9 protein-coding genes are annotated in these 13,032 nt (G+C 52.5%); 5 read left to right on the top strand and 4 right to left on the bottom strand.

From position 1 onward, the window contains the following. Positions 1-200 precede the first annotated feature (200 nt). Positions 201-1,370 carry an NAD(P)/FAD-dependent oxidoreductase gene (locus tag PHI12_04350; protein ID MDD5510022.1) on the bottom strand — a complete coding sequence of 390 codons (1,170 nt, stop codon included), beginning with the start codon at positions 1,368-1,370 and terminating at the stop codon, positions 201-203. 75 nt (positions 1,371-1,445) lie between these two features. Next, complete coding sequence (hisA, locus tag PHI12_04345) at positions 1,446-2,177, bottom strand: 1-(5-phosphoribosyl)-5-[(5-phosphoribosylamino)methylideneamino]imidazole-4-carboxamide isomerase (protein MDD5510021.1); 732 nt, start codon at positions 2,175-2,177, stop codon at positions 1,446-1,448. A 196-nt stretch (positions 2,178-2,373) separates the two neighbouring features. Here hisA and PHI12_04340 point away from each other — a divergent pair, with 196 nt between their 5' ends. Together PHI12_04340 and PHI12_04335 are read left to right on the top strand one after the other, a co-directional pair. Next, positions 2,374-4,779: a CARDB domain-containing protein gene (locus PHI12_04340; GenBank protein ID MDD5510020.1), complete on the top strand. Its 2,406-nt coding sequence runs from the start codon at positions 2,374-2,376 to the stop codon at positions 4,777-4,779. A 76-nt stretch (positions 4,780-4,855) separates the two neighbouring features. Further along, positions 4,856-6,322, top strand: coding sequence for a hypothetical protein (locus PHI12_04335; GenBank protein MDD5510019.1), 1,467 nt, complete (start codon positions 4,856-4,858; stop codon positions 6,320-6,322). Positions 6,323-6,328: 6 nt separating this feature from the next. On the opposite strand, the gene PHI12_04330 is transcribed toward PHI12_04335, so the two are convergent. Together PHI12_04330 and ybeY are read right to left on the bottom strand one after the other, a co-directional pair. Further along, complete coding sequence (locus PHI12_04330; protein ID MDD5510018.1) at positions 6,329-6,901, bottom strand: flavodoxin family protein; 573 nt, start codon at positions 6,899-6,901, stop codon at positions 6,329-6,331. A 2-nt stretch (positions 6,902-6,903) separates the two neighbouring features. Beyond that, complete coding sequence (gene ybeY / locus PHI12_04325) at positions 6,904-7,494, bottom strand: rRNA maturation RNase YbeY (GenBank protein MDD5510017.1); 591 nt, start codon at positions 7,492-7,494, stop codon at positions 6,904-6,906. Between the two features lie 206 nt (positions 7,495-7,700). On the opposite strand from ybeY, the gene PHI12_04320 reads away from it, so the two are divergent. The 3 genes from PHI12_04320 to PHI12_04310 are packed head-to-tail and all read left to right on the top strand — an operon-like array spanning position 7,701 to position 12,919. Continuing rightward, complete coding sequence (locus PHI12_04320; GenBank protein MDD5510016.1) at positions 7,701-8,447, top strand: class I SAM-dependent methyltransferase; 747 nt, start codon at positions 7,701-7,703, stop codon at positions 8,445-8,447. After that, on the top strand, positions 8,448-10,046 hold the full coding sequence (locus tag PHI12_04315; GenBank protein ID MDD5510015.1) for a GH3 auxin-responsive promoter family protein: 1,599 nt from the start codon (positions 8,448-8,450) through the stop codon (positions 10,044-10,046). After that, on the top strand, positions 10,043-12,919 hold the full coding sequence (locus PHI12_04310; GenBank protein ID MDD5510014.1) for a response regulator: 2,877 nt from the start codon (positions 10,043-10,045) through the stop codon (positions 12,917-12,919). The genes PHI12_04315 and PHI12_04310 overlap by 4 nt, the downstream gene beginning before the upstream one ends. Positions 12,920-13,032 lie beyond the last annotated feature (113 nt).

Below are 13,032 nucleotides of genomic sequence, written 5' to 3'. Positions count from 1 at the left end.
AGGATACCCCCTCGAAAAATATAAATAGCTGTTTGGGACTTGATCTATTGTAAACGCCGGTGAGATGCCAGTCAACCTGCTGTACTCTTCCTGTGATTGGCGATGCATTACCTGGTTACCCTGTCATAGTAATGGAAAATGATAAGGGAGGTATCCCGTTACCGAAGCGGGGCACCCGAAACGTTTCGGGTATCCATAACTCAAACACCCTGACGAAAAGGTGCCCTGGCTAGTTCAACAGCCTTGGATATTGCTACCTGCCCCAGCATCCTTAATAAGCCGCTGCTGTGCCAGTCAAAAGAAACGTCGTCGGCTTTCAGCAGTAGGTCGACCATGCCGTTGTCTGCCATCGTATTAAACATTCTGTCAACCTGCCCGTCGCTCAGGTGTTGATACAATTTACGCACCCGGTAACCCGTACTTATTTCCCGTCCCAGTTTCTTTTTCCACTCCTGCTGATAGCTAGCCAGCCTGCCGGCTGACAGGTCGTTGCTCGATATCGCCCGGTGCAGGTTGTCCGCCGCAATATCAGCACACAACAGGCCATAGTAGATACCGCCCCCGGTGGTCGGTTTTACCTGCCCCGCTGCTGTTCCTACCACCAGCAGCCGCTCGCCGTAAGTCCTGGCTAGTGGCTTCAGCGAAACCCCGCCATAGTTTGGCTCGACGTCATCCGAGGCTATCTTCCCCTGAACCAGCAGGGTTGACACGAGTCTCTTCAGATAAAATCCCGGGCTGCGGTTTGAGAGCAGCCCCAGCCGGGCTTTAACCGGCGAGATGGGTACCAGCCAGGCAAAAAATCCGGGAGCTACTTCGCTACCGAAGTAGACTTCTACCCCGGCTATCCCGGCCGTTGTCACCTCGGCTTGAGCACCCAGTACGAAATGTTTGATTCTCCCCATCCCCATCCCTTCGGCTAATCGAGAAGCAAACCCTGAAGCGATAACTACTGCCTGTGTTTCAAGGGTGAACGCTTCCCCATGCCTGATCACCTCGATATTAACCGCGTCATCTTTAATCTCAATATTAACGGCCCTGCTATTGAGGAGATATTCGGCACCCTCCTGATGAGCCCGGTTGGCTAAGGCAGCATCGAAGGCGGCTCTGTCTATGATAAAAGCCTGAGTCTCTGGAAGCCACAGGCTGAGTGATTTACCGGAAGGAGAGAATACCCGGGCGCTGTTCACCCGGCCTAGAATGACACTGCCATCGACGGCAAAGGAGCGGATACATTCGCTACCAATAACACCGGTACAGCAGACCCCTTCTCCAGGCCTGGTCTTCTGCTCCAGCACCAGCACCCGGTAGCCTCTCTTGGCCAGTTTATACGCGGTATGGCTCCCGGTCGGTCCCCCGCCGATAACTGCCACGTCGTACAATTCGAGTTCCTCCGTCAGAAAGCATCTTGGGCCAGTCTATGACAAACCATTAGGAACCGGGCCTGCCTAGCAGATTTTGACCGGCAGGCTGATTGTATCCAGCGCCTGTTTCAGATCGATGTCACCGGTGTATAGTGCCTTGCCGACGATAGTGCCCTCCACGCCGAGTCGACCGAGCAGTTTGAGCTGGTCTAGCGATGAGGTACCGCCGGCGGCAATGATAGGCAGCTTAATAGCATCGACCATCCGTGTAATGCTGCTGAAGTTTGGTTCGGTGAGGGTGCCATCGCAGGTGATATCGGTATGGATGAAGCGCTTCACCCCCAGTTCGACCATTGATTTGGCAAGCTCTATCGCCCTTAGCTCGGTGTCCTGCTGCCAGGCATTTATTGCGACATATTCTCTCTTGGTGTCGACACAAACAATAATAGATTCGCTGGAACTGCGGCAAGCTTCTCTGATTAGTACCGGGTCTTCTACGGCAGATGTGCCCAGTATAACACGGTCTACCCCGGCTTCAAGCAGTTGTTCTATTGTTTCCAGGCAACGTACGCCGCCACCTACCTGAATGGGTATCATCAGGGTATCGGCTATCTCGGTAATAATGTCCAGGTTACAGGGTTTACCGGCAACGGCGCCGTCGAGATCGATAATATGTACTCTCGGCGCTCCCATTGATTGCCACTTCACGGCTATTTCTACCGGGTCATTGTGGAACACGGTCTCCTGCTCAAAATTACCCTGATACAGCCGGACGCATTTACCCCTTCTGATGTCTATTGCCGGTATTATCTCCAAGTGATTGCGCCCCCTTACATACTAATAATAGGCAAGATAACAGAGTCTTTCAAGAGATTTCAGGGGCTTTCCATAAACGTTTAGAAAATGTTTAGAAAAATGCCTACTTTTCGGATATAAAATGTGCTATAACTACAGTTAGCCTTATATCCTTAATTAAAAGGGGAAGTGTCAGTAGCTCCCGGAGAGCATGCCAGTGAGCAGGTTTAGCAAGGTATTAGCTGTTACGGTGATAGCCAGTCTGTCTCTGGCTATGTTGCCGCTGGTCCAGGCATCGCCGGTCCGGGCAGCCGGTCCGCCCTGGACGAAGTACTCCGGAAACGTCACCCTGGAATACGAAGAGTATGTCATTAACTCCTGGGTTATTAAAGATGGTACCACCTACCGGATGTGGTATACCCATGCCGTAACCGACCTAAGCGTTACCGAAATGGTCGATGAGGTCCAGAAAAGCTACTTTGAGGATATTCTCGATGATATAGCCAACCAGGACCTTGACTCCCTGCTCGATCACCTGGCATTACTGAGTTCCGATGATGTCGATGATCTGCTCGATTTCCTGAATGCTACTCGTATCGTCATCGGCTATGCTACCTCCTCTAACGGGGTATCCTGGACAATCGTAGAAGATGAGGCCCTCGCCGGAGAAGACCAGTTATGGAATGGCGTCGGCGCTCCCTGCGTGATTAAGGATGGTGATACCTACCGGATGTGGTACACTCGTACCAAGTCCGACATCGACAGTACCGCCTTTAAGGCAATACTGGGTGATCTTGACGGGGATGTAGCGGCGAGAAAGGCCGCTATCCTTAACCTACTGGATAGCGTTGGTACTGTCATCGGCTATGCCACCTCAACCGACGGCGTAACTTGGCCGGTAGTCAATCCTGAGGTACTGTCGGATGGCGGGACCGCGCTCAGCAGCGTCGGGGCAGCCTGCGTTATTCAGAATGATGCCGCGCCTTTCTTCGAGATGTGGTACAGCCATGGTAAGACCGACCTCACCGAAGCTGACCTGGAAAACTACCTGAATGGTATCGGCAGCTTCGATATGGACGACCTGACGGATATCCTGGATGTCAGCGCCTTTGTCATCGGCTATGCCACCTCACCCGACGGCGTAAGCTGGACGGTAATAGATGCTGAGGTCCTCCCCGGCGATACCGCTGCCCGCGACAGCGTCGGTACCCCCAGCGTGGTCAAGTCCGGCAGCAGCTATGAAATGTGGTTTACCCGCATCCAGACCGACTTCACCGATGCCGACCTTGAGGATATCAAGCATGAGATAGGGGAGCTTCACCTGGCTGATTTCATCAGGAGTATCGACCCCGCCGACCTTACCGAGTTCCTTAATGAGCTGGCGACACTGGATAAAAGCAGGCTGAAGGAGCTCTTGAGCAATACTGCTGCTGTCATCGGTTATGCTACCTCCAGTGATGGCGAGAACTGGACGGTAGAGGATACCGAATCACTGGTGGGCGTCACCAGCAGTCTGTGGAGCAGCGTAGGGGCTCCCTGCGTCATCAAGGAAGGCAGCAACTACAAGATGTGGTATACCAATGGTATCCCCGATCTTACCGTTGATGATCTCCTCGATCTCCTGATTGGTGAAGTTCTTCCCATCGGGTATGCCTACTATACTCCCGGTGGCGGTGGTGGAGGTGGTGGTGGTGGTGGTGGCGGCGGTGGCGGCGACCTGATACTGACCGTTAACATGGAAGGTGAGGAAAGCTACTACTTTATCGGTGTGGAAGGCAGACTGAAAGAGCCGGTAGATGTTACCTCAGAGGACGGTTTGCTTAATATCGTTATCCAGAAGGGGACCGTTATTCTGGATGGAGACGAAGAGCCTCCGTCCACCCTAAAATTCACCGTTGATAAGACGCCGCCATTCCTACCCGCGGACGCTGAGATTGTGGGACTGCCCTACAACTTTACGCCCGACGGGACGACCTTTAACCCGCTGATTACGGTAAACTGGGGCTATGATCCCTCGGATATCCCCGATGGGGTGGATGAAGAGGACCTGCGTATTGCCTACTACGATGAAGATGCCGCTGAATGGGTGGTAATACCGGCGGTGATTGACCCGCGGGCAAATATCATTACTGCCTATATCGGCCACTTGGCCACCTTTGCCATTATTGCTTTCGCTGCTCCGCCTCCACCACTACCCCTACCGGCGGTTTTTACCATCGGCTCGCTGATTGTCTCGCCGCCGGAGGTAGGTGCCGGTGAAACGGTAAACATCAGTATCCGGGTGAACAATATCGGTGAGACGGCGGGCAGCTATACCGTGACCCTCGAGATAAACGGACAGTTTGAAACAGCTCAAGAAATAACCCTTTCCGCAGGTTCCAGTGAAACGGTTACCTTTACCGCGGCCAGGGACGAGGCCGGCTCATACCTGGTGGATGTCAACGGTATTACCGGCTCGTTCACCGTGGTAGAGGAAGAAACCCCGGCTCCGCCACCTTCGGAGCCGGTAGAACCGGAGCCAGAGGGTAAGACCAGACAGTGGCCCATTTTTGTGATCATAGGTGCCGTGGCAGCGGCGGTAGCTATTCCGCTGACACTCAGATGGCGGTCAAGAAGGGACTGACGGGTAGATTAGCTGCTACATCCATCCCGGATTTATCCCCGGGGCCGACAGTATAGGAATAGAGATAATCGGGAAGATGAGACCACTGCAGTACGGAAGGACAGCCATCTGGCGCTTGCTGGTGATAGTTATTCTGGCCCTGTTTCCGGTTTTCGCCGGCGCCAGGCCGGCTCTTGCCTTGAGTGTTTATGATTATTTCACCATCGACTATGATACCCTATTCAGCGATTATGTAATTGAAGGTAGCGATACCTTCTACGCCACGCTTATCGGTACGGCGACCTGTAAGCGGGACCTACCCCTGTCGGTAAGCAGCGGGTACATTAAGTCCCGTATTGTCGCGGAACACCGGAGTAGCGGTGACCGGGTAACACTCGAGTCAAGCGTTAAGTTAAATATCGAACCGTTTCCCAACCAGGTGGGCGGAATCGCCCGGGAGAGCATGGTGGTTCCCCTCCAGTTCCCTGCGGGGTGCCAGCCCGGTACCTATGATATAATCGGCGAGCTTATCGAGTCCAGGGCTGTTGTCACAACATCCTCGATGACTTTTTCCATCCCGGTGAGCAAGTATCTACCCTCGTCGCAGGAAATGGACTCGGTGAGCTATGTGCCGGAGGAAGAAGAGATAATAGTCGATCCCTCTATTGACTTGTCCGATTACACCGATTCGGATGGTATTTGCATCGGTGATTTTGTCTTTCAATCCGAAGATGGCCGGTGCCGGCTTAGCATCGAGCAAGACACACTGTGCCTTGATAAGTATGGTGAACCGCTCCGCGAACTTACCATGATTGCTCCGGAAGAGCAGCCTGCTCCTCCGGAAGACTACAGTATCATCGGTCTTGTTTATGACCTGGGCCCTGATGGTGCTACCTTCCATCCGGCGATAAACATTATCCTGGGCTATGATGACTCTTTACTGCCCGGAGGTGTTGGCGAAGATGACCTGGTGATTGCTGAACGTTATGAGCCAGGAGGCGAGTGGGTAATACTCGAAGACAGTACCGTTGACTCCGTTACCAATACTATTTCTGCATCCCTGAGTCACTTCAGTGCTTTTGCTGTCCTGGTTCCCGCTTCTCCGGCCCCGGCGCCATCCCCCGGTCCGGAGGTCTTAGCCGTAACCGACCTGGTGATAACGCCCCGGGAAGCAGATACCGGCGAGGAGATAACCATCAGCGTCCTGGTAACCAATAACGGTGAAATTGAAGATACCTACATCTTGGTGTTGAAGATAAACGGCGCTGCGGAAGCCACCGGATACATACCTCTGGCTGCCGGCAACAGCCTGCCGGTAACCTTCACTACCAGTCAGGATACTCCCGGGACCTATATTGTAGATGTCAACGGGCTAACGGGTACTTTTGAGGTTCGGGGCACTGCCCCGGCAGCACCACCGGCGGAGCCGCCGGAGGCTCCCCCTGCCGAGCCTTCGCTGTCACAGGGGAAGACCAGCCCGACACTGGTCGGCGGGATTATCGCTGCTGTAGCCGTTGGTATAGTTGTACCGCTGGTGCTCAGACGGCGTCGGGCAGGTCGCTGAAGCCGGTCAATTGTCGGCCAGTTCTTGCCCGGCGAGGAAAGCCCGGCGCAGGGCATCAGGGTGCTTGGTGATAATGCCCTTCTCATCTATACCGCGAAACACCAACTCGCCGGCATAGGTGATGTCCAGGACGGTAAACAAGGCCTTTACTATCGCCAGAGACGGCTCGAAGAGGTTAGCCATTTTCAGGGCGCCGGCGGAAACGAACAGTCCCTTTCTCTCTCGCCGGTCGCCTAGCGGTGGTATCTTAAGTATGTACTTCCTTGCCCAGAGTGCCTGACAGCGGTCGATCATCGCCTTCATCTGGACTGTCGGGCCCAGGAAGTGGACGGGTGAGGCCAGGACTACCCGGTCTGCCTCTTCGAGCTCGCGATAGACCGTCTGCATGTCGTCGTTTATGGTGCATCTACCTGCCCTGTAGCAGGCATCACAGTGCTGGCAGGGGTTAATATCGAGTTCATTAAGGATAATGGTTTTGACCTCGGCACCCCGGCTGGCAGCACCCTTCATAACCTCTCCAAGAAGAAGGTCGGTGTTACCACCCCGCCGCGGGCTGCCGCTGATACCAAGGACCTTCACCTTTACGGTGCCTCCGCTTGTTTCAGTATGTCCTCGATCAGACCTAGTATCTCCGCCTCTCTGCCTGCCATCCGGAGCTTAAGCTCCGGCTCTTCATCCTGATAGCCCAGGAGATGGAGTATACCGTGAATAATAAGAATAGCCACCTCTTTCATTATGGAATGGCCCTGCTGCTCGGCCTGTATTACCGCCTGGGGGTAGGAAATGACGACCTCACCGAGGTGTAACACTCCGTCAGGCGGCAGAACGAAGTTACTCTCCTCTCCGCCGGACAGCATATGGAAGGCTATCACATCGGTAGGCCTGTCCTTGCCCAGATAGCTCCGGTTTAGCTCCCGTATCCTTTCCTGGCTGGTAATAAACAGCCCGAGCTCGGCTTGAGAGTCGATACCCTGGGCAGTAAGGACCCGACCGGCTACCTCCTTGAGCCAGAGTGCATCCGGGCATCCGGCAAGTCCCTCATCAACCAGGATATCAATCTCCATATCGGTAATCATAGCACAGGCCGGGGCCGGAGCAAATAGGGCAATGATAGATATTAACCGGATCAGCTTTAATCTAATACCGGTGTGTGGGCAGGGGAATGGATGCATCCCTTTGCTTCCTAGCCGTAGCGTTTAGAAAATATTTAGAAAAATGCCTGCCTATTTGCCAGAGAATATGGTATAAATTATAGACGCATCCGGCCCGGACGGTTGACAGGGGGTACAACCGGTTACGAGAGAGCATGGTGGCGGACCGGTTTATTAAAGTGTTAGCCAGTGCCATTAAGGGAATTTGATACCATGGCGGAACTAAAGTGAGATTTGCCGAGAGACTGGTTCAAGCCTATTTTGATTGTGCCTACAATGTGGTTTACGATTTCACCACGGCACGGCTGAGCCGTTTCCGGAAGCTGCAGACCAGGTGTGTAGCTGAGCTCGAGTTGGCAGAAGGCGACCGGGTACTCTGTGTCGGTCTTGGCACCGGAAACGAGATCCCCCGTATCCTGGGAGCAAATATGAGTGTCGAACTGACCGGTATAGACTACTCGAAAACCGCGCTGAAAAGGGCAGTCCGGAAAGCGGAGAAGCTGAGCAAGAATATTGATGTGCGATTGATGGATGCACGGAATCTGGATTTTGCTCCGGAAAGTTTCGACAAGGTACTATGTATTCACGTTATGGACTTCGTAGGCGATAATCGGGACCAGGAAAAGGCGACCCGGGAAATCATACGGGTACTGAAGAACGGCGGGAAATTCGTGATAACCTATCCGTCGGACAGGGAGGAAAAATTGGGGCGCAGCATGTTGCGAGACATTATCCGCGATAACCTCGATTCGGGCAAGCATCCCTTCAGAGCCTTCTGGGGTCTGGTTGCCCAGATGTTCACCGGACTGGTCTACCTGCCCCTTCTTGCCCGCCCCGGAAGGAGCTTCTATTCGGGTCACGAACTGCGGGCAATGATAGGCAGGCTGGCAGGAGGAGATTTTCAGATAGAGGAATACTCCAGCTATCAGGATCTGATAGCTTTCGGAAAGAGAGCGAATGAAGGAGAAAATTGAATGCTTCCTGAGGACTATTATTTCAAGAACATGACCGAAGATAAGTTGTGGCAGAGGTACTGCGGTTTCCTCGATCTATCGGTGGATGAGTTCATGAATATCCAGAGAGAGCTTATTATGGATGAGATCGAGCGAATAGCCGATAGCACTCTGGGTAGGAAGATTATGGGCGACCGGAAACCTGGCAGCGTGCAGGAATTCCGCCGCACCGTACCGTTGACCAGCTATGAAGACTATAGATCTTACCTGGGTGAAAAGCAGGAGGATGCCCTCGCTGAAAAACCATGTTTGTGGTGTCACTCTTCAGGTCGAGGAGGTTACTTCAAGTGGATACCTCATAGTACGGAATTCATGGAGAAGGTTGTCAAAAATTTGATAGGATGCTTTATTCTTTCCGTAACTGATGACAAGGGTCAAGTAAATATCCAGCCGGGTTTCCGCGTTCTTTCCATAATACCGCCACGACCATACGCCTCGGGCTGGCTACTCTACTCTTTAGCAGAACGTATTTCCTGTCAGATTATTCCCTCTATAGAAGAAGGGGAAAAACTGGATTTTGAGGAGAGGGTACAGAGGGCAATGCAAATAGCACTCCGAGAAGGTGCAGATGTTGCTGCTGCTACAAGCAGTATTCTGGTAAAAATGGGGGAGTTATTCACCAAAGAGGCCAGAGGAGTTAAACTGTCCCCTTATATGTTGAATCCGAGAATAATCTTCCGTCTATTGAGAGCCAGCCTGCGTGCCAAAAAGGGACAAAGACCCATTTTACCAAAAGACCTGTGGCCGGTGGAAGGTATTATCTCCAGCGGAATGGACAGCGAAATCTATAAAGACGAGATAGCCTACTACTGGGGGCATCAACCGTATCAATTCTACTCATCCAGCGATGCCGGTTTCATTGCCATGCAGGCATGGAACAGGAAGACGATGACGTTTATACCGGATAGCGTATTTCTGGAATTTATTCCGCAATCCGAGCAAGCAGGTTGTGAGAAAGAGAATAACTGCCAGCCCGATACAGTGCTGCTAAATGAGGTCGTCGAGGGAAAATTATATGAGGTGGTTATTACCCAGCTATATGGTATGCCCCTTCTCAGATACAGGACGAACGACCTGATCAAAATCACTGCCCTTAAGGATGATGAAACCGGAGTCAACCTCCCTCAGATGGCCTTTCAACGCAGAGTTGGTGAGACCATTAACCTCGCTAGCCTATCTGAATTGGATGAAAAGACAATCTGGCAGGCTATCTCCAGCACCGGAATCAAATATACCGACTGGTCAGCCTGTAAGGAGTATGATGGCAGCAAGACCTTCGTTCGTATCTATATCGAACTTAAAGAAGCAAGGGAGGCAAATGAGGTTGCCGGTATAATCCATGAGCGGTTGAAAGCAGGCGACCCGGACTACCGGGATATTGAGTCATACCTGGGCCTGCAGCCGATAAGAGTAACCATGCTCTCTCCCGGTACTTTCGAAAGATATACGATTGAAAAAAGGAAGGAGGGGCTCGATTTGGCTCATCTGAAGCCGCGACACATTAACCCGCCCAAGCCGGATGTGGAACAGCTACTTCAATTAAGCAAGGCCGACAAATGATGAATCCGCTAGTAAACCCTTCTTATCTACTACCTCCACTGATTGTCTTTATCACCGCGCTTGTTCTGCTGGGGGTGATACTTAACAAGGCTAAGAAGAGCTTTGCAAGAACGATTTTTTGCTTGCTCCTGGCCAGTGTATCCATGGGCGGCTTTCTGATCTTTGGTATGCGTTCCAGCGCTAATGTATATCAGGCACTTCCTTGGGACAGAGCAAGCTTCGGTACCACCTACGCTATCTTCGCCTTCTTCTATCACTTCACCCTTAGCTACACCAACAACAAGGGTAACAGAGGTATCCTTTACTTTGCCTATGCAATGCTGGTACTGGCAGCCATTCTCGGACCGAGCAACCTGATCGTAGAGCGAATGACCTTGGAGTATTATGGCTACGCGCCGGTATCAGGGCCTGTGGCATTAGTGTTGGCTATCATTATTGTTTTCCTTTCGGTTCAGGGAATCATAAACTTGGCAAAATACCATAAAGCATTCCTATCCGCTGAGGAAAGAAATCGTTCATTATATCTAATAATAGCGACCATAATCCTGATCGTGGGTGCACTAATCGATGGTTTCTCTCCGTTACCCCCCGTAGCAATCTGGTCTGGGCTCACCTTCTGCATAATCTGCACGGTAGCTATTGTCAAATACCACCTGCTGGATATCCGTCTTGTCATCAGAAAGGGGGTATATTACCTGCTGGTTAGTTTTATGGTGGCCGTACCTTATGTTACTGTGGTCTTCGTCTTGACCCAGGTATTGCACACCCGTTTTGAGCATTGGTGGCAGTACGTTCTGATCATAATCCCCATGGCGGTTGCCCTTCACCCACTATACGTCCGTGGGCAACAGTGGGCGGATAGGGTATTCTACCGGGGCAGGTATGATTACCTTAAGGAGCTGGAGCAGTTCAGCAGGAAGTGTCAGGACATTACCAACTTCAGGGAGTTGAGCGGCACATTCGTAAAGCTGATTAACGGCGCGTTGCATCTCAGGAATACCAGCCTGCTGCTGGCCGCAGAGGACGGCGGCGGACTGGTCATAGCATCCAGCGTGGGGTTGGACAATCCTCAATCCGGGACAATAGTAAGGGGGAGGAGTATCCTTGTCAGGTGGTTCCAGTCGCACGACGAGACTATCAGCGCGAGAGATTTCGATGTTGTACCGGAGCTACAGAGTATTGCCCGAGCAGAAAAACATAATCTGGCCAGATTGAAGCCCGAGCTATACGTCCCGATCAAGGGTCGCAGGGGTGAATTGACCGGCCTGCTTGTTCTGGGAGAAAAGCTGAGCCAGCAGCCCTATTTCCTTGATGATAATCTTCTACTCTCCACCGTATCCCGCCAGGTTTCAGTAGGCCTGGAGAACTCAAGGCTATACCGGGATGCCTTGATTGCCAGGAAGAATCTGGAGACATGGCTGAACGGCATGGATGACTGTGTCATCATCAAGAGCATGGACAATATAGTAGAGTTTGCCAATATGGCTGCGGTGAAGAACCTGGGTGCCGGTATTATCGAATCGTTCCCTGCTGTTATTGGAAAAGGGGCGGAACCATCGAATTCTGTCACCCGGCCGGATAATTATGCCGATGAATCTGTATCACGCTACGCAATCAATGTCGGGGACAGGGAGTTTGACGTTGTCGCTGCTCCCTTGTCCAATAACGATGGCACCGTATCGACCATCGGCGTGTTTCGGGATGTTACCGAGCGTAGGCGGGCTGAACTGGAGAAAAAGGAGCTGGAGCGGAAGGCACAGTTGTCCGACCGTCTGGCTTCCATCGGCGAGATGGCTTCCGGCATTGCCCACGAGATAAACAACCCCTTGACCGGCGTTATCGGGTTTTCCGAGCTGATGATGACCAAGGATATTCCCGGGGACATCAGGAAAGACCTGGAGGTTATCCATGACGGTTCGAAGCGGGTGGCCGGTATTGTCAAGGGATTGCTCACCTTTGCCCGCCAGCGCAAGCCGGAGCGGACGTATACCGATATCAACCAGATCGTAGCGGATACTCTGGCTTTGAGGTCCTACGCACTGGAGACGAGCAATATCATGGTCGACGCCGTACTTGATCCCGACCTGCCCCGGACGATGGCTGACGCCGGTCAGCTCCAGCAGGTCTTTATGAATATCATCGTCAACGGTGAAGCCGAGATGAAGAAGGCCCATGGTAAGGGCAACTTCACCGTCAAAACAGAGCGGATAGCTGACATAATACGGATATCCTTCCGGGATGACGGGCCCGGCATAGCCAGGGAGAACATGGATAAGATATTCGACCCCTTCTTTACCACCAAGCCGGTCGGTGAGGGGACCGGCCTTGGCTTGAGCCTCTGCCATGGTATTATTGCCGAGCACCAGGGCAGGATATATGCTGAAAGCGAGCCGGTGAAAGGGGCTACCTTTGTCGTAGAACTGCCCGTCGTCGTCGAAGAGAGAGAGGAGGCGGATACGCCGACCGGGGAACCTGTTAAGGTAGCCGGGGCCAGAATACTGATAGTGGACGATGAGCCGACCATTCTCGAGTTCCTCAGCCGGCTTCTGGCATCCGAAGGACACCAGGTAGAAACCGTCGATAATAGCAGCGATGCTCTTGAGATGATCAAGGGCCGGAGGTACAGTATTATCCTGCTGGATGTCAAGCTGCCTGATATGGGTGGTATCGAGTTATATCAGCGCATCAAGGAGATTGCCCCCTCTTTAACCAGGAGGGTCGTCATTATCACCGGAGATGTTGCCGGGGCGGGCACCAGCAAGTTTCTTAAGGAGAATAAGATCCCTTATATCACCAAGCCTTTTGATATCAAACTGCTGAAGCAAGAGCTGAATCGCATACTGAGCGGGGGCCGGCATGCCCGAAAGGATTAAGAGGAGCTGTTTACCGGAAGGCGGCGGCAGAATATACTTGACAAGCGGCACCTCTCAGCTTATAGTTATAAGCAAAGGGGTTGTTATATCGAGCTTCTAAGCTTCCACTGAAT

This window comes from Dehalococcoidales bacterium (assembly GCA_028716225.1).
Taxonomy (GTDB): Bacteria; Chloroflexota; Dehalococcoidia; order Dehalococcoidales; family UBA5760; genus UBA5760.
The sequence above is the reverse complement of the archived record's forward strand: the minus strand, read 5'-3'. Positions and strand labels throughout refer to the sequence as shown.